At 64.9% G+C, this 23,542-nt stretch carries 20 protein-coding genes and 1 pseudogene; 6 read left to right on the top strand and 15 right to left on the bottom strand.

What is annotated here, in order from left to right:
* Positions 1-34: 34 nt before the first annotated feature.
* From KYG_RS21880 to KYG_RS21905, 6 genes are read right to left on the bottom strand one after another with little or no spacing between them, the layout of a single operon-like run.
* Positions 35-445: a RidA family protein gene (locus tag KYG_RS21880; RefSeq protein ID WP_008907120.1), complete on the bottom strand. Its 411-nt coding sequence runs from the start codon at positions 443-445 to the stop codon at positions 35-37.
* Positions 442-2,103 carry an AMP-binding protein gene (locus tag KYG_RS21885; RefSeq protein ID WP_008907121.1) on the bottom strand — a complete coding sequence of 554 codons (1,662 nt, stop codon included), beginning with the start codon at positions 2,101-2,103 and terminating at the stop codon, positions 442-444. Before KYG_RS21885 ends, KYG_RS21880 begins: the two co-directional genes overlap by 4 nt.
* A 7-nt stretch (positions 2,104-2,110) precedes the next feature.
* Entirely contained in the window at positions 2,111-3,316 is a 1,206-nt protein-coding gene (locus KYG_RS21890) for an acyl-CoA dehydrogenase family protein (protein ID WP_008907122.1), read from the bottom strand.
* Positions 3,317-3,320: 4 nt separating this feature from the next.
* Positions 3,321-4,175: an enoyl-CoA hydratase family protein gene (locus KYG_RS21895; RefSeq protein ID WP_008907123.1), complete on the bottom strand. Its 855-nt coding sequence runs from the start codon at positions 4,173-4,175 to the stop codon at positions 3,321-3,323.
* Entirely contained in the window at positions 4,172-4,663 is a 492-nt protein-coding gene (locus KYG_RS21900; RefSeq protein ID WP_008907124.1) for a MarR family winged helix-turn-helix transcriptional regulator, read from the bottom strand. The genes KYG_RS21895 and KYG_RS21900 overlap by 4 nt, the downstream gene beginning before the upstream one ends.
* 6 nt (positions 4,664-4,669) lie before the next feature.
* Positions 4,670-7,021 (bottom strand): bifunctional salicylyl-CoA 5-hydroxylase/oxidoreductase, encoded by a 2,352-nt coding sequence (locus tag KYG_RS21905; RefSeq protein ID WP_008907125.1) that lies wholly within the window; start codon positions 7,019-7,021, stop codon positions 4,670-4,672.
* Between the two features lie 112 nt (positions 7,022-7,133).
* Between KYG_RS21905 and KYG_RS21910 the strand changes: the two genes are divergently transcribed.
* A complete protein-coding gene (locus tag KYG_RS21910; protein ID WP_034695864.1) occupies positions 7,134-8,465 on the top strand; it encodes a class I SAM-dependent methyltransferase in 1,332 nt (443 codons plus the stop codon).
* A complete protein-coding gene (locus KYG_RS21915) occupies positions 8,426-8,746 on the top strand; it encodes a DUF1840 domain-containing protein (RefSeq protein WP_008907127.1) in 321 nt (106 codons plus the stop codon). The genes KYG_RS21910 and KYG_RS21915 overlap by 40 nt, the downstream gene beginning before the upstream one ends.
* Before the next feature lie 19 nt (positions 8,747-8,765).
* Here the strand turns inward: KYG_RS21915 and KYG_RS21920 are convergent, their stop codons facing one another.
* Entirely contained in the window at positions 8,766-9,794 is a 1,029-nt protein-coding gene (locus KYG_RS21920; protein ID WP_008907128.1) for a tripartite tricarboxylate transporter substrate binding protein, read from the bottom strand.
* 381 nt (positions 9,795-10,175) lie between these two features.
* Here KYG_RS21920 and KYG_RS24140 point away from each other — a divergent pair, with 381 nt between their 5' ends.
* The gene (locus KYG_RS24140) at positions 10,176-10,589 is read left to right on the top strand and encodes a M23 family metallopeptidase (RefSeq protein ID WP_085942651.1); all 414 of its coding nucleotides are present in this window, start codon (positions 10,176-10,178) and stop codon (positions 10,587-10,589) included.
* Between the two features lie 410 nt (positions 10,590-10,999).
* Entirely contained in the window at positions 11,000-11,197 is a 198-nt protein-coding gene (locus KYG_RS24610; protein ID WP_160165361.1) for a hypothetical protein, read from the top strand.
* A gap of 124 nt (positions 11,198-11,321) precedes the next feature.
* Here KYG_RS24610 and KYG_RS21935 read toward each other — a convergent pair whose 3' ends face one another.
* The 8 genes from KYG_RS21935 to KYG_RS21970 form a co-directional block, all read right to left on the bottom strand.
* A complete protein-coding gene (locus KYG_RS21935; RefSeq protein WP_008907131.1) occupies positions 11,322-12,308 on the bottom strand; it encodes a tripartite tricarboxylate transporter substrate-binding protein in 987 nt (328 codons plus the stop codon).
* 320 nt (positions 12,309-12,628) lie between these two features.
* Positions 12,629-13,876: a phenylacetate--CoA ligase family protein gene (locus KYG_RS21940; RefSeq protein WP_008907132.1), complete on the bottom strand. Its 1,248-nt coding sequence runs from the start codon at positions 13,874-13,876 to the stop codon at positions 12,629-12,631.
* 225 nt (positions 13,877-14,101) lie between these two features.
* Entirely contained in the window at positions 14,102-14,914 is an 813-nt protein-coding gene (locus tag KYG_RS21945) for an ABC transporter ATP-binding protein (protein WP_008907133.1), read from the bottom strand.
* A 224-nt stretch (positions 14,915-15,138) separates the two neighbouring features.
* Complete coding sequence (locus tag KYG_RS21950) at positions 15,139-16,467, bottom strand: ABC transporter substrate-binding protein (RefSeq protein WP_008907134.1); 1,329 nt, start codon at positions 16,465-16,467, stop codon at positions 15,139-15,141.
* Between the two features lie 128 nt (positions 16,468-16,595).
* Positions 16,596-17,672 (bottom strand): branched-chain amino acid ABC transporter permease, encoded by a 1,077-nt coding sequence (locus KYG_RS21955; protein WP_008907135.1) that lies wholly within the window; start codon positions 17,670-17,672, stop codon positions 16,596-16,598.
* 25 nt (positions 17,673-17,697) lie between these two features.
* Complete coding sequence (locus tag KYG_RS21960) at positions 17,698-18,627, bottom strand: branched-chain amino acid ABC transporter permease (protein ID WP_008907136.1); 930 nt, start codon at positions 18,625-18,627, stop codon at positions 17,698-17,700.
* Between the two features lie 18 nt (positions 18,628-18,645).
* Positions 18,646-19,431 carry an ABC transporter ATP-binding protein gene (locus KYG_RS21965; RefSeq protein ID WP_008907137.1) on the bottom strand — a complete coding sequence of 262 codons (786 nt, stop codon included), beginning with the start codon at positions 19,429-19,431 and terminating at the stop codon, positions 18,646-18,648.
* A gap of 37 nt (positions 19,432-19,468) precedes the next feature.
* On the bottom strand, positions 19,469-21,415 hold the full coding sequence (locus tag KYG_RS21970; protein ID WP_008907138.1) for a long-chain fatty acid--CoA ligase: 1,947 nt from the start codon (positions 21,413-21,415) through the stop codon (positions 19,469-19,471).
* 195 nt (positions 21,416-21,610) lie between these two features.
* On the opposite strand from KYG_RS21970, the gene KYG_RS21975 reads away from it, so the two are divergent.
* Positions 21,611-23,323, top strand: a complete 1,713-nt coding sequence (locus KYG_RS21975) for an AAA family ATPase (protein WP_008907139.1) — start codon at positions 21,611-21,613, stop codon at positions 23,321-23,323.
* 4 nt (positions 23,324-23,327) lie between these two features.
* Positions 23,328-23,542, top strand: a pseudogene (locus tag KYG_RS21980) (hypothetical protein); the annotation flags it as partial.

Here is a 23,542-nt window from a genome sequence, read left to right on the forward strand (position 1 = left end):
AATTTCATCGAAAAACGACTGACTTCGACGAATCTCAACCAACATCCGGCACCACCGCCGTCGCCTCAATCTCCACCTTCGCCCGGTCCTCCATCAACCCCGCCACCTGCACACAGGCCATGGCCGGGAAGTTCTTGCCCAGCACCTCGCGGTACACGGCGCCCAGCTCCTTCAACCGCGCGTTGTATTCCGTGCGGTCCACCACGTACCAGGTCAGCCGCACCAAGTGCTCAGGCCCTGCGCCTCCGGCTTCCAGCACAGCCCGCACGTTCAACAACGTCTGCCGCGTTTGGTCGATGAAGTCATCGCTCTCAAACTGCTGCTGCGCATTCCAGCCGATCTGGCCGCCAGTAAAAACCATCGTGCCGCGTGCGGCAACGCCGTTGGCATACCCCTTGGGGGTGACCCAGCCCTCGGGCTGCAAAAGGGCGTGTTGCAGTGTCATGGTGCTTTCACTTCCGCTTGAGGGGTTGCAGCGGCCTGGCGCAGCTTGAAGCGTTGCAGCTTGCCGGTTTCGGTGCGGGGCAGCGCGGTCACGAACTCGACCACGCGCGGGTATTTGAACGGGGCGATGGTGGCCTTCACATGGTCCTGCAAAGTTTTCACCATGGCGGCATCACCCGTGTGGCCGGGTTTGAGCACGCACACGGCCTTGACCACCATGCCGCGTTCTTCGTCGGGAACGCCGATCACGCCGCACTCGGCCACAGCCGGGTGGCGCAGCAGGGCGTCTTCCACCTCGGGGCCGCCCACGTTGTAGCCGGCGGTGATGATCATGTCGTCATCGCGCGCCTGGTAGAAGAAATAACCGTCGGCGTCCTGCGTGAACGCGTCGCCCGGGTAATTCCAGCCGTCCTTCACGTATTTGGCCTGGCGCGGGTCATCCAGGTATTTGCAGCCCGTGGGGCCAATCACCGCGAGCTTGCCTACGGTGCCGCGTGGCACCTCGTTGCCATCGTCATCCACCACCTTGGCGGTGTAGCCGGGCACCACCTTGCCGATGGCGCCTGTCCGCGCCTCGCCACCTGCCGATGAAATGAAGATGTGGAACATCTCCGTGGCGCCGATGCCGTCCGTCATGTCGATGCCGGTGGCGTCCTTCCACAGCTGGCGCGTGGCGTCGGGCAGGCCCTCGCCCGCGCTCACGCAGATGCGCAGTTGCGGCAGCCCGATCTTCTTCGCGAAAGGAGCCATCTGCCGGTAGAACGTGGGCGCGGTGTAGCTGATGGTGACGCCCGCGTCGCGCATCAGCGTCACCATGGTTTCGGGCGTGTAGGGCTGGTCGGGGAAGTACACACTGGCCCCGGCCCACATCGGAAACACCAGCAGCCCGCCCAGTCCGAAGGTGAACGCCAGCGGTGGCGAGCCCGCCACGATGTCGTCGGGCGTGGCCTTGAGCACATGGCGTGGCCAGGCCTCGCAGCCTGCCAGCACGTCGCGGTGCGTGTGCACGGCGGCCTTGGGTGCGCCTGTGGTGCCCGAGGTGAATGCCATCAGCGCGATGTCATCGGCCGATGTGGGGCAGGGCTGCATGCTGCCGGGCTTGCCTTGGGCGCGCTGCAGCAGGTCGGCAGGATCCGTGGCGGTATGAAAGGGCACGATGGTGGTCAGCACGGGGTGCTGGTCTTGCGCCGCCGCCAGTTCGGCCAGCAGGCGGCCATCGCACAGCGCCAGCGTGGGCTGGGCGCGCTCGATGATGTTGGCCAGCTCACCCGCGCGCAGCAGCGGCATGGTGGCCACCGCTATCAGCCCGGCGTAGACCGTGCCCAGCCAGGCCAGCGCCATCTCCACCGTGTTGCCGCCGCGCAGCAGCACGCGGTTGCCGGGCACCAGGCCGTGGTCCTGCGTGAGCACCTCGGCAATGCGCGCGGCCTCGGTGCGGGCGTCGCGGTACGTGTAGGTGCGGTGCGGGCCGCGCAGCAACGGGCGGTCGATGTTGCCGGCCCGCTCGGCCCGCTCGGCCTGGTCGAACAGGGCGTGCACCAGGTTGGCCTGATCCGGAATCTGCAGCTCGGGCAGGTCATAACGCAGCGTGGGCCAGGCGCTTTGTGGCGGCAGGCGGTCGTGCACAAAGTGGTCGGGCTGGGCGGAAGAAACACTCATATTCAGATCACTCCTGCAAAGCGGCCTTGCCAATGATGAGTTGCTGCACCTCGGTGGCGCCTTCGTAGATGCGCAGCGAGCGGATGTCTCGGTACAGCGATTCGACCTTGCTGCCCACCTCCACGCCGCGCCCGCCGTGCAGCTGCAGCGCCATGTCGATCACACGCTGGGCGTTTTCGGTGGCGGTCATTTTTGCCATTGCGGCTTCGGCGGTCACCCGGGCTTGGCCTTGATCGCGCAGCCAGGCCGCGCGGTAGGTCAGCAGCGCGGCGCTGTCCACCAGCGCGGCCATCTCGCCGATCCTGGCCTGCGTGAGCTGGAAGTCGGCGAGCGTCTGGCCGAACATGCGGCGCTGGCGCGCGTGGTGCACCGCCTCGGCCAGTGCTCGGCGCGCCATGCCCAGGGCGGCGGCGGCCACCGATGCGCGAAAGATGTCCAGCGTGCGCATGGCCAGCTTGAAGCCGCCGTTCTCTTCACCCAGCAATGCCGTGGCAGGCACGGTGCAGTTGGTGAACAGCAGGGTGGCCAGCGGGTGCGGCGCCATCACGTGGATGTGTCGCGAGGCGTCCAGCCCCGGCGTGTTCGCATCGACGATGAAGGCGCTGATGCCGCGCGTGCCGCCTGCCGGGTCGGTCTTGGCAAACACGCAGTAGAAGTCGGCAATGCCGCCGTTGCTGATCCAGGTCTTGGTTCCGGTGAGGGAATAGGAGTGTTCTTTGCCGCTAGCGGTTGATGGATAAGCGCTGGTAGCTACTGTTTGCATAGCGCTCACGTCCGAGCCCGCTTCGGGTTCGCTCAGTGCGAACGCCGCAATCAATTCCCCGCGCGCCACGCCCTGCAGGTAGTGCGCCTGCTGCGCCGGGCTGCCCGCCAGCGTGATCGCGCCGCTGCCCAGCCCCTGCATCGCGAACGCAAAGTCCGCCAGCGGCGAGTGGTAGGCCAGCGTTTCGCGCAGCAGCACCAGCGCGCGCGAGTCGAGCGCGGGAAGGGCGCCGCCGTGGGCGGCAGGCACGCAGTAGCGCAGCCAGCCGCCCGCGCCCAGGCGCTGCACCCAGTCGCGGCAGGCGGCGCGGTCATCGGTTTCATCGACCTCTTGCGCGGCTGCCCAGGGCACCAGGCCCTCGGCGAGGGTGCGGTGGGCATCGTCAAAAAAGGGCAGGGCCAGGTGCGCCGTCGAGGGCGGGCGTGGGGCCGGGGGCGTTGCAACGTGCATGGGTTCAATCTCCCTGGAATACGGGCTTTTGCTTGGCGGCAAACGCCTCATACGCCCGTCGGAAGTCTTCCGTCTGCATGCAGATGGCCTGGGCCTGCGCTTCGGCTTCGATGGCCTGCTCGATGGTCATGCTCCACTCCTGGCTCAGCATGGTCTTGGTCATGCCGTGGGCGAAGGTGGGGCCGTCGGCCAGTGCGCGCGCCGTGGCCTGCACGTTGGCCAGCAGGTCGGCGCTTTCATACAGGTCGTTGAAGAAGCCCCAAGCCAGGCCTTCGTGCGCCGTCATCGCGCGGCCTGTGAACAGCAGCTCGCTGGCGCGGCCCTGGCCGATCATGCGCGGCAGCAGCGCACAGGCGCCCATGTCGGCACCGGCCAGGCCCACGCGGGTGAAGAGAAAGGCCGTTTTGGTCGCCTCGGTGCCGTAGCGCATGTCGCAGGCCAGCGCCATCATCGCGCCCGCACCTGCGCAGATGCCGTCGATGGCGCCCAGCACGGGCTGCGGGCAGGCACGCATGGCTTTCACCAGGTCGCCCGTCATGCGCGTGAACTCCAGCAGCTCGGGCATGGTCATGGTGGTCAGCGGGCCGATGATCTCGTGCACGTCGCCGCCCGAGCAGAAGTTGCTGCCTGCGCCGGTCACCACGATGGCCTTCACGTCGGTGGCGAAGCGCAGCGCATAGAAAAAATCGCGCAACTCGGCATAGCTCTGGAAGGTGAGCGGGTTCTTGCGGTCCGGCCGGTTGAGCGTGACGGTGCCCACCCCATCGGCAAAGCTCCAGGCAAAGTGCTCGGCCACATAGCTGGCCTGCGGGTTGAACTGCTCGCGCATGGGGTTGCTCGCCCCGATGTAGTGCTTCATTCGGCTGTCTCCAAAGAATTGTTCTGTGTGTGTTCCTTCACCTTGCCCAGCAGGCGGTACAGGGTGGCGATGTCGCGCTCGCCCAGCGCGGCGAAGGCCTCGACGATCCATTGCTCGTGCTGGCGCGCCATGGTGTTGAACTGCGCGCGGCCCTGCGGCGTGAGGCGCACCAGGTAGGCGCGGCGGTCGCCTTCCACATCCATGCGCTCGACCAGCCCCTCGTCCACGAGCTGGTCGGTGATGCCAGTGATGTTGCCGCTCGTCACCATCATGCGGCGCGAGAGCTCTTTCATCTTCATGCCGTCCGGCGCGCGCTCCAGTTGCGCCATCAGGTCAAAGCGTGGCAAGGTGGTGTCGAACTGCGCGCGCAGGTGGCTGCGTACCTGCTTTTCGATGAGCTGGGTGCAGGTGAGCAGGCGCAGCCACAGGCGCAAGGCCTCGGGGTGCTCGCTGGGGGCAGCGCCGTGCAGGCGGGCTTCGAGATCCATGGTGGCTTACTCGATTGCTTCAATTTTGGTAGCTGCTTGCGCTTGACTGGTAAGCGCTGCGACCTGTTTTTGTTTTGAAATCTCGCGCAGCATCTGGTCGCGGCCGCTGTGGTATTGCACAGGCCAGTCGGTGTGCGCTGCGGCCACAGGGCCCAGCTGCGCGGCGGCGTGCAGCGTCCAGGCCGGGTCGGCCAGGTGGGGGCGTGCAATGGCACACAGGTCGGCGCGGCCGGCGGCGATGATGCTGTTGGCGTGGTCGGCCTCGGTGATCGCGCCCACCGCCATGGTGGCAATGCCCACCTCGTTGCGGATGCGGTCGGCAAACGGCGTCTGGTACATGCGGCCGTACACGGGGCGCGAGTCGCGCGTGGTCTGGCCGGAGGAGACGTCAATCAGGTCGGCGCCCGCGGCCTGGAACAGGCGTGCGATGGCAATCGCGTCGTCAGCGGTGTTGCCATCCGGGAGCCAGTCGTGGGCCGAAATGCGTACGCTGAAGGGCTTGTCATCGGGCCACACGGCGCGCAGCGCGGCGAACACTTCCAGCGGGTAGCGGCAGCGGTTGTCCAGGCTGCCGCCATAGTCGTCCGTGCGCTGGTTGGTGACGGGGCTCAAAAAGCTGGCCAGCAGGTAGCCGTGTGCGCAATGCAGTTCCAGCCAGTCAAAGCCGCAGGCCACGGCCCAGCGGGCGCTCTCTACAAACGCGGCGGTCACGCGGTCCATGTCGGCGCGGGTCATGGCAGCGGGGGTCTGGTTCTGTGCACCGTAGGCGATGGGGCTGGCGGCCAGCAGGGGCCAGTTGCCCGCCTCCAGCGGCTCGTCCGTGCCCTCCCAGCCCACGCGGGTGGAGCCCTTGGGGCCGCTGTGGCCGAGCTGCAGGCCGATCATGGCCGTGCTGCTGCCGTGCACAAAGTTCACGATGCGCGCAAAGGCGGCTTGCTGCGCGTCATTCCACAGGCCCGTGCAGGCGGGGGTGATGCGCCCTTCCGGCGTGGGGCTGGTCATTTCCACCATCACCAGCGCTGCACCGCCCAGGGCCCGCGCGCCCAGGTGCACCAGGTGGAAGTCCTGCGGCACGCCCTCGACCGCGCTGTAGGTGGCCATGGGCGAGACGACGATGCGGTTCTTCAGAGTCACGCTCTTTAACGTGAAGGGTGTGAGCATGGGCGGCACGGCGGCCTTACCTCCGGCGAGCCACGCCTCGTACCCCTCCAGCCACGCTGCATCGCGCAGCCGCAGGTTCTCGTGGCTGATGCGCTGGCTGCGCGTGAGCAGCGAGTAGGTGAACTGCTCAATGGGCATGCCGGTGTAGCGCGCCACGTTTTCAAACCACTCGGTGCTGTTGCGTGCGGCGTTCTGGATCTTGAGCACCTCCACGCTGCGGCGTGCTTCGTAGTGCTGCAGTACCTCATCGATAGGAAGACCTGTGGCGAACTCGTTGGCAAGGTCGATGGCATCTTCCAGCGCCAGCTTGGTGCCGCTGCCAATCGAGAAGTGCGCGGTGTGGGCTGCGTCACCCATCAGCACGATGGGCACGCGCTTGCCGCCAACTGTCTCACGGTGCACCCAGGTGTTGCAGATCACACGTGGAAAACGAATCCAGTTGGCCGAGCCGCGCAGGTGCGTGGCGTTGCTGATGAGCGCGTTGCCGTCCAGGTATTTGGCAAACAACTTCTCGCAAAACGCAATCGCCTCGGGTTGCTCCATGGCGTCCAGGCCGTGGGCCTTCCACACAGTCTCGGGCGTTTCGAGGATGAAGGTGGAGGTGTCGGCATCGAACTGGTAGGCATGCGCCTGGAACCAGCCATGCTCTGTCTGCTCGAAAGCAAACGTAAAAGCATCCAACTTTTTGTGTGTGCCCAGCCAGACAAAACGGCACTCGCGCAGGTCGATATCGGGCTGGTAGGTGGTGGCGTAGCGGGTGCGGATGCGGCTGTTGAGGCCGTCGCTGGCAATGACCAGGTCGGCGTTGTACTGCGTAGCCAGCGCCTGGTCGTCGGCCACGTCGGTCTCGAACACCAGCTCCACGCCCACCGCCAGGCAGCGGTCCTGCAGGATGTTAAGCAGCCGCTTGCGGCCAATGCCGCAAAAGCCGTGGCCGGTGGAGCGCACGCTGCGGCCCCTGAAGAACACCTCGATATCGTCCCAATGGTTGAACGCATCGCCGATGAGCGCTGCCGTGGGCGCATCGGCCGCTTGCAGGTTGGCCAGCGTCTGGTCCGACAGCACCACGCCCCAGCCGAAGGTGTCGAACGGCCGGTTGCGCTCCACCACGGTGACACTGTGCGCCGGGTTCTGCTGCTTCATCAGCAGGGCGAAATAAAGGCCTGCGGGGCCGCCGCCAATGCAGAGGATGTTCATGGGAAAATAGTTTAGGCTTAAACAAAGTGCTGTCAATGGGGCGTTCCCGGCGAAGCCCCCAGGGTTCCATGGGGTGTTGACGCGCCGCAGCGAACTTTTCAAGATGCGGCGCATGAAGCACTTGCTGCACACCCTGGAGGGGCGGCTGGCGACTTTGCCGGTGCCCATGGCGGTCCAGCTACCCGCGGGCCAGAAACTGGGCGCGTCCGATCCGGCGGTGACCTTGCGCTTTCGCGACCGCATGGCGCTGGTGGCGCTGGCCACAGGCGAGATTGGCAACGTGGGCGCTGCGATCGTCGAGGGGCGGGTGGCGCTGGAAGGCGGCATGCGCGACCTGATGGCCGCTGCGGCAGGGCTGCTGACGCGCGACCCGGCGCGCGACCACCACCATGGCTGGTGGCACCGTGTGCTGGCACGCGCGCGGTCGATGGCGGTGCACACGCTGGCGCACGACGCGCGCCATGTGCAGTTTCACTATGACTTGTCGGATGACTTCTATGCGCTGTGGCTCGACCCGCGCCGGGTGTATTCGTGTGCCTACTACCGCGCGCCAGACCTGACGCTGGCCCAGGCTCAAGAGGCCAAGCTCGACCACATCTGCCGCAAGCTGCAGCTGCAGCCTGGGGACCGGTTCCTGGACATTGGCGCGGGCTGGGGCGGGCTGCTGCTGTGGGCGGCCGAGCACTATGGTGTGAACGCCACAGGCATCACCCTGTCACGCAACCAGCACGCGCATGTGCAGCGGCTGATCCATGAACGCGGTCTGCAAGGCCGTGTGCGGGTTCAATTGCAGGACTATCGCGAGCTGGAGACCCACGGGAGCTTTGACAAGATCGCGTCGGTCGGCATGTTCGAGCATGTGGGCCGCGCGCAGATGGGGCGCTACTTTGATACCGTGTTTCGCTTGCTGCGCCCCGGCGGGCTGGTGCTGAACCACGGCATCACTGCGGGGGGCGCGGACAACGCGCAACTGGGCGCGGGCATGGGTGACTTTATCGAGCAGTACATCTTCCCGGGCGGCGAGCTGTTGCATGTGAGTGCGGTGCTGCACGACATGGCCCGCGCGAGGCTGGAGATGGTGGACACAGAAAACCTGCGGCCCCACTACGCGCGCACCCTGTGGGCCTGGTCCGACGCCCTGGAGGCCCAGCTGCCTGCGGCCCGTGAGGTGCTGGCCGCACAGGGTGGGGCGCAGCAGGGTGATAAGGTCTTGCGTGCATACCGCCTGTATCTGGCGGGCAGTGCCCTGGGGTTTGAGCGCGGCTGGATGGCACTGCACCAGATGCTGGCCACCAGGCCCGATGGAAATACGGCCACAGGTGCCTTGCCCGGCGCACAATCGGTCTACCCTTTCACACGCGACTACATCTACTCCCCTGGTTGGAACCAGAAAGACACATCACCATGCTCTACAAGTTCAAATCCCGCGCCGCAGCCGACCTGATCATGCTGGAACCCCAGGGCCGCCAGATTCTGGAAATCATCGGCAAGACACCTGGCGCCAATGGCATCGTGACGGCCGCCCAGATCCCCGCAGCCATCGCCGCGCTGGAGGCCGCCGTGCTGGCAGACGAAGCACAACCCGCGGTGGAGGACGAGACCGAAGAGGAAGCTGCCAACAACGAACGTAAAGACACGGTGCGCCTGCGCCAGCGGGCCGCCCCTTTTATCGAAATGCTCAGGCGCAGCGCGGCAGAGAATGTCGATGTGGTGTGGGGCGTGTAAGAGGCACTTCGCAGCAGACTCAGTCCACCTTCGCCCCCGACGCCTTCACCACCTGCGCCCACTTCTTGTGTTCGCTGTCGATGTGCTTGGCAAATTCGGCGGGGCTGTTGCCACCGGGAATCGCCCCCTGCGCCATCAGGCGCTCCTTCATCGCGGGAGAGGCCAATGACTTGGCCACCTCCTGCTGAATCCGGTTCACGATCTCGGGCGGCGTGCCTGCCGGGGCCAGCAGCCCGAACCACGAACTGGCCTCGTAGCCCTTGAGCGATGGCCCACCGGCCTGTTCCACGGTGGGAATGTCGGGCAGCGCGCCGGAGCGCTCGGCACTCGTCACCGCCAGCGCCGTCAGTTTGCCGCCCTTGATTTGCGCCATGGAGGAGGGCAGGTTGTCAAACATCACATCCGCATTGCCCGCCACCATGTCCATCAGCGCAGGGCCCGATCCGCGGTAGGGCAGATGCAGCATGTACGTGCCCGTCATGCTCTTGAAAAGCTCCCCCGCCAGGTGGATCGATGTGCCATTGCCACTGGACGCCATGTTCAATTTGCCCGGATTGGCTTTGGCCACGCGGATGAAGTCCTGCACGTTCTTCACGCCCATCTGCCGCGCCTTGTCGGCGTTCATCACCATCACATTGGGCACTGCCGCCACCAGCGTGATGGGGACAAAGTCCTTGATGGGATCGAAGGGTAATTTGGCATACAGCGCACGGTTGATGCCGTGCGTGCCCACGGTGCCCATCAGCAAGGTGTATCCGTCACCGGGCGATTTCGCCACGATATCGGCTCCCACGTTGCCGCCGGCGCCGGCGCGGTTGTCCACGATGAACTGCTGGCCCAGTGCCGCACTGAGGTCCGGCACCAGCGCGCGGGCCAGGATGTCGGTGGTGCCGCCCGGCGCGAAGGGCACGATGATGCGCACGGGCTTGTTGGGCCACGCCGCCTGCGCGTGCGCGGCCGTGGTCGCCAAAGCGGAGAACGAACCAAGTGCCAACACAGCAATGGTGGACAGGGCGTAGCGACGGTGTTGTTGAGCGATCCGGATCATTGTGTGCCTTTCGTGTGTGTGCTGTGCTCATTGTTTTAAGCGCGGCGCACTGATCCGTGCAGATGGATAACCCGCATCGCAGTGGGCTGCGCTTCGCAGGTGTGCCCTGTTTCAGGAGTTACAACCGAGTCAGACTGTTACGCGCGGTGAAAAGCTTGGCCGCACCTCCACTCCTATGATTTCCTCCGCCAGGCCCGATAGAGGTCGCTGCAAATCATGGAGGGATTTCAACAATGAGTTTTTTGGCTTGGCCTTTGGAGACCAACCGCATTCGGCGCGATGTGACGAATAACACTTTCGGCACAGTCCGTAGAAACGCCGACGGCACGAAGCGCGATCACCAGGGGTGGGATTTGGTGGCGACGCCGCTTACGGCTTGTTATGCGATTGCTGAGGGGGGTGATTCGAAAAAGTGAGAACCACAGCCCTAAAGGACACGGCAAATTGGTGATCCTTGAGTTTGTGTTTCAAGGGCGCACTCTGTTTGCTTTGTATTCGCACCTCAGCTTAGTTTCAGTTGTGCGTGGGACCAAGGTTTCACAAGGAGAGGTCATCGCGTACACAGGGAACTCGGGCAACGCCAGTGCCATGGCTGGCGAAGACCAGCATTTGCATTTTGAAGTTCGCACCGAGCTGGATGCTGGAAGGGGTCTGGCCGGGCGTGTTGATCCCAAAACACTGTACGGAAGAGCGCCCCGTGAATACACCATCGTTGAATCCCATGGGCAAAAGCGATTGTTGAATCCAAGCGGCACGGGCCTCAAGATCAACGCGGGGGATATGAGGCGATGGTAAGCATCAAACAGATGCCTTTGCTGCTTCTTTGTGTGGCACTGTCAGCGTGTAGGCCTGCGGGTCACGGCGGGGCCGAAGCCACTGATGTGGCTTCCCGCTTGATTGGGCATGAGTACGCTGTGGTCCCCCTCGGCGACACCGTTGCAGAGGGGCTTGCATGTAGGTTCGCTTCCAGTGACGACGTGCGGCAAGCGAGCGTTGAGAAAACGGGTTGGACCCGCGGTCTGCTGTTGTGCGGCGATAGCGTGCCGTACCTGTTCTTGGCCAGGAGCATTGGAGTTACGCAGTTTGCAATGTCGGGCGGTGACCCATCCCAGCCGTACCCGCGCAACAAAATCTTGGCTGTCCAGCAGCTACCCAAAGTTTCCAACTTCAGCACAGACGGAGATGGCTCCGAGCTGCCGGAGCTTGTGGACTCCTTTGCAGGACAGTGCGACCTTGACGGACGCGGAGGGACCAGCTTTGTAGCCTTGGTACGCTGGAATGGCGAGGCCACGTTGCAGGGGCCACCAGGCGTGGAAGCCGCTTGGGGATTTGATGTGGAGGCTGCCCGTGTGGTGCCGCTGGACCCGCAGCGGCTCACTTGCGAGCCGATGTTGATGGAGTGATCCAAGGCGCGTCGCCCCGCGCAATCACAGAGATGCCCCAATAACAAAAGGCCGACCACCTTTCGGTTGGACGGCCTTTGTGCTTGCCGGGTTTGGCGGGAACTGGCTGCCTTCTTCAGGACAATCAGTCCGCAAACGTCCCCGCCGCCTTGATCACAGCACCCCACTTTTCAATCTCTGCGGCCACAAACTTCTTGTGCTCGGCGGGTTCGATGCGCTTGTCGGTGATCACCACGGCGCCCAGGCCTTCCTGCTTCTTGATGAAGTCCGCGTCCTTCAGTGCAACTTTCAGCGCGTCGTTGATCTTCGTGACCACCGCGGCTGGGGTGCCCTTGGGGGCGTACAGGCCGTGCCAGATGGTCACGTTGAAGTCTTTGAGGCCTGCCTCGGCCAGTGTGGGCAGATCTTTGAGGGCAGGGGTGGTAAGGCGCTTGTTGGTGGTCACGGCGTAGGCCTTGACCTTCTTGCCTTCGATCTGCGGCGTGGTGTTGGTCGTCTGGTCACACAGCAAGTCGATCTGGCCGCCGATCAGGTCGGTAATGGCAGGGGCGGTGCCCTTGTAGGGAACCGTGGTCATCTCGACGTTCATGGCGTTCTGGAACATCAGGCCGCACAGGTGGGAGGCAGCGCCCAGGCCGGCATTGCCCAGGTTGATCTTGCCCTTGTTCTGGTTGATCCAGGTGGTCAACTCTTTCATGTTGTTCGCCGGCATGGTGGGGCGAGCAATCAGCGTCATGGGCACATCGTTGACCATGCCCAAGTATTCAAAGTCATTGGGCACGCTGAACGCAAGCTTGCGGTACAGCGCGGGCATGGTGGACATGCCGATGTGGTTGAGGAGCAGCGTGTAGCCATCGGGTGCGGCGCGGGCGACACGGGCAGCGCCCACCGAACTGCCAGCGCCTGCGGTGTTGTCCACCACCACGGTAGCACCCAGTGGGCCGCGCAGCGCTTCGGCCAGGTCGCGTGCCACGCGGTCGGTGGGGCCGCCAGCAGCGAACGGCACCACGATGGTCACGGTCTTGTCCTTGGCGGGATAGTCTTGGGCGCTCGCGCCAAAAGCGGTGGCTGCCGCTGCGGCGATCAGAGCAAGTTTCAGCGTTGTTTTCATAATCTCTCCAGTGAATGACGGGCCATGATAGCGAGGGGGGTTTACGGGAGCATTGCGGATATTACGTAGCCTGCTGCCGACAGGGTTTCTGCAACAAAATGGCCCGTAGCGCTTGTAAATAAAGCGCTTGATGCTATCAATTAATTAGCAATCCTAGGGTAAACACTGCGGGCTGCTGGCACGCAAGTTGGGCACTTATTGCGCTGCCGCAAAACCGTTGGACACCGCAAAAGCGCCGCACGGTGCGCGTGCTTTGTGCCCTGCCTCCGGTGCTCTTGCACCGGAACCCGAGCCCCCCGAGATCGGGGAAGCCCGGGCTTTTACTTGTAGCTGCGCGCGTCTTCGATGACCTTGCCATCGTTGGGCAGGGTGCCAGGGGCCACCATCTGCACTTCGCCGCGCAGCTTGGTCACTTCGCGCATCGCGTCGCTCAGCTGGCGGGCCAGCCCCTCGGCGGTCTCAATTGTCTCGACCTGCAGCACCATCTGGTCGTTGGCCATTTCGCCGCTGACCACGAGCCGGGCGCGCTGCACCTGCGGAAAGCGCCGCGCGATGGTGGCGATCTGGCCGGGGTGCACGAACATGCCGCGCACCTTGGTGGTCTGATCGGCCCGGCCCATCCAGCCCTTGATGCGGGTGTTGGTGCGGCCGGTGGGGCACTGGCCCGGCAGCACCGCCGACAGGTCGCCAGTACCAAAGCGGATCAGCGGGTAATCGGGGTTGAGCGTGGTGATGACCAGCTCGCCCACCTCGCCCTCGGGCACCGGGTCGCCGGTGCCAGGGCGCACGATCTCGACGATCACGCCTTCGTCCAGCACCAGGCCTTCGCGTGCACTGGTCTCGTACGCAATCAGGCCGAGGTCCGCCGTGGCATAGCACTGGTAGCCCGCGATGCCGCGCTCGGCAAACCAGTCGCGCAGCGAGGGTGGAAACGCCTCGCCCGACACCAGGGCCTTGGTCACGCTGGGCAGCGCCACGCCCATCTCTGCGGCCTTTTCGACAATGATCTTGAGAAAGCTGGGCGTGCCGATGTAGCCCGCTGGCTGCAGCTCGGCCATGGCTTGCACCTGCTGCTCGGTCTGGCCCGTGCCACCGGGGAACACGGTGCAGCCCAGCGCGTGGGCGCCGGTTTCCATCATCGAACCCGCAGGCACAAAGTGGTAGCTGAAACTGTTGTGGATCAGCTCGCCACTGCGAAAGCCCGCGGCGTGGATGGCCCGCGCCATGCGCCAGTAGTCCGGCCGCGTGCCCTCGGGCTCGTAGATGGTGCCGGGGCTGGCAAACACGCGGGTCATGCCGGGCCCAAAGCCCAGCGCGCTGAAGCCCCCAAACACATTGGCCGCGCGGCCCGCCTGCTGGCGCTCCAGCAGTTCGTACTTGCGCGTGACGGGCAGCTGCGCCAGCGCCGCGCGGGTGGTAACGGTCGATGCATCCACGCCCGCGAGGATGCTGGCAAACGCCGGCGACGCCTTCTGGGCATGGGCGATCTGCTGCGGCAGCGCCGCCATCAAGGCCGCTTCGCGCTCTGCGGGGCTGCGCGTTTCCAGGGCGTCATAAAACGTGCTCATGCCTGGGGTTCCTTGTGAGGTGGTTTAAGGTGAAATTGGCCTCTGGCGCTTATCCATAAAGCGCAAGCAGCTATGAAATAAGGAGTGATTCGTTCAGCGTTTGAAAAGGTGCGGAGCCTGGAATACCGGCGCTGCCCAAGGCCAGCGCCACCGCGCAAGGGCCGCCCCGCCGCGCTGGTGGCGTCCCCCTGAGGGGGAAGGCGCGTCAGCGCCACAGGGGGCTCCTCAAGCCAACCAGCGCTTGCGCCGCTTGTAGCTTTTGACATCCTTGAAACTCTTGCGCTCGCCGCCGCCCACGCCCAGGTAGAACTCCTTGACGTCCTCGTTGTTGGCCAGGTCGCTGGCGGCACCGTCCATCACCACGCGGCCGCTCTCCATGATGTAGCCGTAGTCCGAGTATTTGAGGGCCATGTTGGTGTTCTGCTCGGCCAGCAGGAAGGTGACCTTCTCCTTGGTGTTCAGGTCCTTCACGATGTTGAACACCTCCTCCACGATCTGCGGCGCCAGGCCCATGGAGGGTTCGTCCAGCAGCACCATGCTGGGGTTGGCCATCAACGCGCGGCCAATGGCGCACATCTGCTGCTCGCCGCCCGAGGTGTAGGCCGCCTGCGATGTGCGGCGTGTCTTGAGGCGCGGAAAGTAGTTGTAGACCTTCTCCAGGTTGGCCGCGATCTCGGCCTTGCTGGTGCGGGTGTAGCTGCCCGTCATCAGGTTCTCTTCAATCGTCAGGTGGGCAAAGCAGTGCCGCCCCTCCATCACCTGCACCACGCCGCGCTGCACCAGGTCGGCGGGCGAGAGGTTCTCGATGCGCTCGCCACGCAGCTCGATGCTGCCCTTGGTGACCGCCCCACGCTCGCCCTGCAGCAGGTTGGACACTGCCCGCAGTGTGGTGGTCTTGCCCGCCCCGTTGCCCCCCAGAATGGCCACGATGGAGCCCTCGCGCACCTGCAGCGAGACGCCCTTGAGCACCAGGATCACATGGTTGTAGATCACCTCGATGCCGTTGACGTTGAGAACGATATTGCTGTTGGAGTCCATGGTGTTGCCTTCCTGTACCAATCCAAAGGGCTGTTGCCCAACCCTTTGGATTGGCGGCTGCCCCCGAGAGCGCAACCGCGAATCACTGGCGGTAAAAACCGTCCCAGCCCAAGCGAGGAACGCCGCGCAAGGGCCGCCCCGCCGCGCTGGCGTTGTCCCCCTTCCCGCAGCGCGAAGCGCAAAGAGAGAAGGGGGAAGCGGCAAAGCCGCTCAGGGGGATGTGCTTAGCTCTGGCAGTCCGCTGCGTCGCGTCGCGTCATCTTCTTGTCGGCCAGGTACTTGTCCGCACCGGCCTTGACCATGGGCTTCAAGATCTGCTCATCAGCCTGGTACCAGTCGGACGAGAAGTTCCACTTGGCGCCATCCCAGGTGTGCACGCGGGCCCAGGTGGAGCCCATGTGGTCGGCGCAGCTGGTGGACAGCGGACGCATCACGTCCTTGAAACCCAGCGCGTCGAGCTTCTTCTGGTCCAAGGCCAGGTTTTCCATGCCCCAGCGGACTTGTTCGCCGGTCATGACCTTGCCCTTGCCAAAACGTTCCTGCGCGCGGCGCACGGATTCCACGGCCAGCATCTGGATGATCACACCGCGTGTGTACAGCACCGAACCCACTTCGTCCTTGGGGCCCGTGCCCTGGCCTGCGCCATGCACGTGCTTGAGGATGTCCTGGATCACCTTGGGCTGCTGGCCCGAGGTGTTCAGTGCCAGTGCGTTGTAGCCCTTGGCACCGTCGCCCACGTCACGCACGTCCGGCTCGGCACCAGCCCACCACACGCCGTACATCTTGTCGCGCGGGTAGCCCGTGGCCTGCGCTTCCTTCAGCGCGGTGGAGTTCATCACGCCCCAGCCCCACAGCAGCACGTAATCGGGACGGCTCTGGCGCACCTGCAGCCAGGTGGCCTTCTGCTCCACGCCGGGTGCGGTCACGGGCAGCAGCTGCAGTTCAAAGCCGTGCATCTTGGAGCGCTCCTGCAGCAGCGGGATGGGCTCCTTGCCGAACGGGCTGTCGTGGTACACCAGCGCGATCTTCTTGCCCTTGAGCTTGTCGAGGCCGCCGTTGGTCTTGCCCAGGTGCTGGATCAGGATGTCGGCGCCCGTCCAGTAGCTGCCCATGAAGGGGAAGTTCCACTTGAACGCCTGGCCGTCCTGCGCTACCGACAGGCCATAGCCCAGCGTCATCAGCGGGATCTTGTCCACGGGGGCCTTTTCGGTCAGCGCAAAGGTGATGCCCGTGGCCTGGGGGTCAAACAGCGTCACGCCGGGGCGGCTCTTGAGGCGCTCGTAGCATTCCACGCCGCGGTCGGTGGCGTAGCCGGTTTCGCACTCTTCAAAGGTCAGCTTCACACCGTTGATGCCGCCGTCGCGGGCGTTGATCATCTTGATGTAGTCCTGCTTGCCATTGGCCCATGGCACACCGTTGGGAGCGTAGGGGCCGGTGCGGTAAGACAGCAGCGGGAAGAACTGCTCCTTGGCCTGCGCAAGGGCGCTGGTGGTGACGGCGGAGGCGCCGGCAGCAATCACCGCAGCGGCGATCACGAGTTTGGAAAGCTTCATGGATGTCTCCTTTGAATGAATGTGTTGAAGCACGGGGGGAAAACCGGATGGAACAGACAGTTAACGCGTCAATGGAGGCGGAACGTATCGGGAATTGCGAGTACGGGGTTTCCTCAGGGACCGCCCGCTCAATGCGGGAAAGGCCACAGGCGCAGCTTCTGCTTGGCGGTGGACCACAGCTTGGCCAGGCCATGCGGCTCGACGATGAGGAACCAGACGATCAGTGCGCCAAAGATCATCAGTTCGGCGTGGGAGATGCCGGCGGTGGAGACCTCGATGCCAAAAATCCCCATGAAGGCCGGCAGGAACTGGTTGAGCACGATGGGTAGCACCACGATGAACGCCGCGCCAAAAAAGCCCCCCATGATCGAGCCGAGCCCGCCAATGATCACCATGAACAGCAGCCGGAATGAGATCTCTACCGAGAAGGCCGCAGGCTCCCATGCGCTCAGGTGCACGAAAGCCCACAGTGCACCGGCCATGCCCACGATGAACGAGCTCACGGCAAAGGCGCTGAGCTTGGCGTACATGGGGCGGATGCCGATCACCGCTGCGGCCACGTCCATGTCGCGGATGGCCATCCACTCCCGGCCAATCGCGCCGCGCACCAGGTTCTTGGCCAGCAGGGCCACCACCACCAGCAGCGCCAGACAAAAGAGGTACTTGCTGGTGGCGCTCTCGATGGGCATGCCGAACACCTGCAGGTTGTTCACCGACACCGAGCCCGAGTCGGAGTTGTTGGTGAACCACTTGATGCGCAGGAACATCCAGTCGCTGAAAAACTGCGCCGCCAGCGTGGCCACGGCCAGGTACAGGCCCTTCACGCGCAGGCTGGGCAGCCCGAACAGGATGCCGAAGAACGTGGCGCACAGGCCGCCCAGGATGAGCGCCGGAATCAGCGGCATGCCCGGAAAGCGCACGAAGAAGTTGTAGGCCCCGTAGGCCCCCACGGCCATGAAGGCGCCCGAGCCCAGCGAGATCTGGCCGCAGTAGCCCACCAGGATGTTCACCCCCAGCGCCGCCATGGCCATGATGACGAACGGGATCAGGATGGCGCGGAAGAGGTAGTCGCTGGCCAGCATGGGCACGGCGATGAAGGCAATGGCCAGGATGATGGCCAGCGCAATGCGGTCCTGCGCGATCGGGAAGATCTGCTGGTCGGCGCGGTAGCTGGTTTTGAACTGGCCGTTTTCGCGGTAGAGCATGGAAGTCTCCTGTTGTTCTTATGGGTTACACGCGATCAATGATCTTCTCTCCGAACAGACCCTGAGGTCTGAACAAGAGGAACACTAGTGCCAGCACGTACGCAAACCAGATCTCGATGCCCCCGCCCACGAACGGGCCCAGGTACACCTCGGAGAGCTTCTCGCCAACACCGATGATCAGCCCGCCGATGATGGCGCCCGGCACGGATGTGAGGCCGCCCAGGATCACCACCGGCAGCGCACGCAGCGCCACCGTGGTCAGCGAGAACTGCACCCCGAGCTTGCTGCCCCAGATCATCCCGGCCACCAGGGCCACCACACCCGCCACGCACCACACGATCACCCAGATGCGGTTGAGCGGAATGCCGATGGACTGTGCCGCCTGGTGGTCGTCCGCCACGGCCCGCAGGGCGCGGCCGGTGGAGGTCTTCTGGAAGAACACCGACAGCAGGGCCACCAGCGAGGCAGCAATGGCGGCGGCAATCACGTCTTCCTTGTTGATCAGGATGCCACCCTGGAAAACGCTGTCGAGCATGAAGATCGGCTCCTTGGGCATGCCGATGTCGATCTTGTAGATGTTGCTGCCAAAGATCGTCTGGCCCAGGCCTTCCAGAAAGTACGTGATGCCCAGCGTGGCCATCAGCAGCGTCGCACCTTCCTGGTTGACCAGGTGGCGCAGCACCAGGCGCTCGATCAGCCACGCCACCGCAAACATGATGGCGCCGGCGATCACGAAGGCCACCAGGTTGGCAACGATGAGGTTGTCGATGCCGGTCCACTTGGGGATCCACTCGGCAAAGCGCGCCATGGCCAGGGCTGCGAACAGCACCATGGCGCCCTGCGCAAAGTTGAACACGCCAGAGGCCTTGTAGATGAGCACGAAGCCCAGCGCCACCAGCGAATACAGCATGCCGGCCATGAGGCCGCCGATCAGTGTTTCAAGAAAGAATGCCATGTTGCTTTTCCCTGCCTTTTAGTGGCTGGTTCCCAGGTAGGCGCTGATCACGTCTTCGTTGTTGCGGACTTCGTCGGGGCTGCCGTCACCGATCTTCTTGCCGTAGTCCAGCACCACCACGCGGTCGGAGATGTCCATCACCACGCCCATGTCGTGCTCGATGAGCACGATGGTGGTGCCGAACTCGTCGTTCACATCGAGGATGAAGCGGCACATGTCCTGTTTTTCTTCCACGTTCATGCCGGCCATGGGCTCGTCGAGCAGCAGCACCTGCGGCTCCATGGCCAGGGCACGGCCCAGGTCCACGCGCTTTTGCAGGCCATAGGGCAGCTGGCCCACGGGGGTCTTGCGAAAGGCCTGGATTTCAAGGAAGTCGATGATGTGCTCGACGTACTCGCGGTGGCGGATCTCCTCGCGCTCGGCCGGGCCGATGCGCAGCGCCTGCATCAGCAGATTGCTTTTGATCTTGAGGTTGCGGCCGGTCATGATGTTGTCGATCACGCTCATGCCCTTGAACAGTGCCAGGTTCTGGAAGGTGCGCGCCACGCCCATCTCGGCCACCTGGCGCGAGTTCATGTGCGAGAACGTCTTTCCCCGGAAGGTGATGGAACCCTCGGACGGCGTGTACACGCCGTTGATGCAGTTGAGCATTGAGCTCTTGCCCGCGCCGTTGGGGCCGATGATGGCGCGGATCTCGTGCTCCCGGACGTTGAACGAGATGTCGGTCAGCGCCTTCACACCGCCAAACCGCAGGCTGATGTTCTTGACGTCGAGGATGACGTCGCCGATCTTCTTTTTGGTCATGGATGGATGCCTGGACTCAATGGATGGGAGTGCGTGATCACGCGGCCTTCTTGACCGGTGCAAACGTCTTGGTGTCCGACAGCTTCAGCGTGGCGCTCACGCTGCCCGTGCGGCCGTCCTCGAACTTGACCTGGGTCTCGATGTACTGCTCGGTGCGGCCTGCGTAGAGTGCATCCACGAGCACCGCGTATTTCTCGGCAATGAAGCCGCGGCGGACCTTGTTGGTGCGTGTGAGTTCGCCGTCGTCGGCATCCAGCTCCTTGTGCAGCACCAGAAAGCGGCTGACCTGGCTGCCCGCCAGCATGGTGTCGGTGGCGAGGTCTGCGTTGACCTTCTCGATGCACTCGCGGATCAGCTCATACACCTCGGGCTGTTGCGCCAGGTCGGTGTAGCCCGCGTAGGGCAGGTTGCGGCGTTCGGCCCAGTTGCCCACGGCGTCGAAGTCGATGTTGACCATTACGCACACCTTCTCGCGGCCATCGCCCAGGGCCACCACTTCCTTGATGTGCGGGAAGAACTTGAGCTTGTTCTCCACGTACTTGGGCGCAAACATCGCGCCGTCGTTGGCGCCGCCCTTGATGCGGCCCACGTCTTTCACGCGGTCGATGATCTTGAGGTGGCCGTGCGCGTCCAGAAACCCGGCGTCGCTCGTGTGGTACCAGCCATCGGCGGTGAGCACCTCGGCCGTGGCCGTGGGGTTCTTGTAGTACTCCTTGAGCAAACCGGCGGACTTGACGAGGATCTCGCCGTTGTCGGCCACCTTGATCTCCACACCGCGGATCGGCACGCCCACCGTGTCGGCGCGCGCCTGGTTGTCGGGCTGCAGGCAGACGAACACGGCGGTCTCGGTGGAGCCGTACAACTGCTTGAGGTTGATGCCGATGGAGCGGTAGAAGGTGAAAAGGTCCGGGCCGATGGCCTCGCCTGCCGTGTAAGCCACACGCACGCGGCTGAAGCCGAGGTTGTTGCGCAGCGGGCCGTACACCAGCAGGTTGCCCAGCGCGTACTTGATGCGGTCGATCGTGCCCACGGGCTCGCCGTCCATCAGGGCCGGGCCCACGCGTTTGGCCACGCTCATGCAGGCCTCGAACATCTTGCGCTTGATGGTGCCCGCGTCTTCCATGCGGATCATCACGCTGGTGAGCAGGCCTTCAAAGATGCGGGGGGGCGCAAAGTAGTAGGTGGGGCCGACTTCTTTCAGGTCGATGGTCACCGTGCTGGCCGACTCGGGGCAGTTCACCACATAGCCGCAGGCCAGCCACTGCGCATAGCTGAAGATGTTCTGGCCGATCCAGGCCGGGGGCAGGTAGGCCAGCACCTCTTCGCTGCTGGTGAGCCTGTCGAACTCTGCCCCCGCGCTGGCGCGGTCCAGCAGCGTGCTGTGCGTGTGCACCACGCCCTTGGGGTTGCCGGTGGTGCCCGAGGTGAAGAACATGGCGGCCACGTCGTCGGGCCGGGCCTTGGCGACCTCGCTCCGAAACCACTCGGGGTTTTTGGCGACGTGCGCCTTGCCGGCTTCGATCAGCGAGTCCAGCGACGCCAGACCCTGTTCCTCGTAGTTGCGCAGGCCGCGCGGGTCGTCAAAGTAGATGTTCGAAATCTGGGGGCACTGCTCGCGGATCTCCAGAATCTTGTCCACCTGCTCCTGGTCTTCCACCAGGCAAAAGCGCACCTCGGCGTTGTTGAGCGGGAACACGCATTCGGCCCCCACGGCATCCTGGTACAGCGGCACCGGAATGGCGCCCAGCGACTGGGCGGCCAGCATGGTGGCGTACAGGCGGGGGCGGTTGGCGCCGATCACCACCATGTGTTCATGGCGGCGCAGGCCCGCCAGGTGCAAGCCCGCCGCCACCTGTTCCACCAGCTGCACCAGGTCGGCCCAGCTGTGGGTTTGCCAGATGCCATATTCTTTTTCGCGCAGTGCCGGTGCGGTCGGGCGCTCGGCGGCATGCTTGAGCAGCAGTTGCGGGAACGTGGTCAACATTGCAGCTTCCTAAAAGTGTGGGTGTCAGCCGGGTGACAGTCGGTGGCGCGGCCTTGTGGCAGCGCGTTGGGTTCAATGCTAGGACTCACTTTGACGTCATCTTGTCTTTCCGACGACAATTTGCGGGTAAGTCCTTGTCAGGTGAAACCCTGCCCGCCGCCGGGCGGTATCCTTGGGCCGGTGAACACGCCCTCCATGTACGCACCGTTCTTCGGTCTTCAGCACCCCCCGTTTTCCATCGCCCCGGACCCGCGCTACCTGTTCATGAGCGAGCGGCACCGGGAGGCGCTGGCGCACCTGCTGTATGGGCTGGATGCGGGTGGGGGTTTTGTGCTGCTCACCGGCGAAGTGGGGGCGGGCAAGACCACCGTGTGCCGCTGCTTTCTGGAACAGATTCCGGCGCACTGCAACGTGGCGTACATCTTCAATCCGAAGCTCACCGTGGGCGAGCTGCTGCGCACCATCTGCGACGAGTTTGGCGTGCCGCACCAGCCCACCGTACCGGGGGTGGAGACCGTCAAGGACTACATCGACCCGCTCAATGCCTCGCTGCTGGCTGCGCACGGCGCAGGGCGCAACACCGTGCTCATCATCGACGAGGCGCAGAACCTGTCGGCCGATGTGCTGGAGCAGCTGCGCCTGCTCACCAACCTGGAGACCAGCGAGCGCAAGCTGCTGCAGATCATTCTCATCGGGCAGCCCGAACTGCGTGCCATGGTGGCCCAGCCGTCGATGGAGCAACTGGCGCAGCGCGTGATTGCGCGGTTTCACCTGGGGCCGCTCAGCCCGCAGGAGACCGAGCAGTACATCGCCCACCGCCTTGCCGTGGCGGGGCTCAACGGCCCGCTGCCTTTTGACCGGCGGGCCCTGCGCCGGGTGCAGGAGATTTCGCAGGGCATTCCGCGGCGCATCAATCTGCTGTGCGACCGCGCGCTGCTCGGCGCCTACGCCGAGGGGGCCCGGCAGGTCACGCGCGCGATCGTCAACCGTGCCGCGCGCGAGGTATTCGATGCGCCGGGGTCTGCACAGGCTTTGCGGGGTGCGCGGGCCACGCTGCCCCGGTGGGTGTGGGCCAGCGTGGGGGCCGTGGCCGGCGCGGCGGCCGTGGTCGCGCTGGGCGCGGGTGTGGGGGTATTGCCCTGGAACCTGGGGGAGCCGCAGCCTGCCCCCCGGGCGGCCGCTTCCAGTGCAGGCAGCAGCGCAGTGGCCCAGAGCGCGGGCGCACCGGCATCTGGTCCGCAGGGCAACCCAGGCACGGCGGATGCGGTGGCACCGCGTGCGGCGACGTCTGCGCTGGAGCCTTTTCTGCAGGCACAACCGGCAAACGATGCGTCAGCCTGGCAGGTGCTGGCGTCTGCGTGGGGGGCTGCGGTACCGGCGGGCGCCGACGCCTGCGCCACCCTGCCGCGTGAGGGCCTGCGGTGTTACCGCAACCGCCGCGCCGGCCTCAACCTCGTCCGCCAGATGGACCGGCCGGTGGTGCTGGCGCTCTATCCCACGGAAGACGCCGAGGTGCCCGTGTCGGTGGTGCTTCGCAGCCTGGAGGGCGACATGGCCGTGCTGGAAGGCGGCGGCCGCACCGTGCAGCTGCCGGTGGCCGAGCTGGCCCAGGTCTGGCGCGGCGAAATGGCCACGCTGTGGCGCACCCCGCCGGGCATGCCCGAGCGCGGCGACATCGTGGACAGCCCGGAAGGCGCCGCATGGCTGGACCTGCAGCTGGCCTCCAGGGCCGCGGGCGGCAACGGCCCCGGCAGCCGCCCGATGACGCCCGCATTGCGCCAGTCGCGCATTCACCGTTTCCAGCTGGCCCAGGGCGTGACGCCCGACGGCCGGGCTGGCCCCCTGACCCTCATGCTGCTCAACCGCGCGACCGGTGTGAGTGAGCCGCGCTTGCGCACCGGAGGCTGAAAAAGTGTCTTACATCCTCGATGCGCTGCGGCGCGCAGACGCCGAGCGGTCCCGTGGCGACGTGCCCGGGCTGCACACTCCTGCCATCCCGGTGCCTGCAGCCGTTTCTGCCGAGCGACGCACTGCATCGGCGCCGCTGACCCTGCTGGCCGGGGCCGCGCTGGTGGTGGCCGCATTGGCCGCGGGCATGACCTGGTGGGTGGCGCAGCGCAGCGCGCC

The organism is Acidovorax sp. NO-1, from assembly GCF_000238595.1.
Classification (GTDB): Bacteria; Pseudomonadota; Gammaproteobacteria; order Burkholderiales; family Burkholderiaceae_C; genus Acidovorax.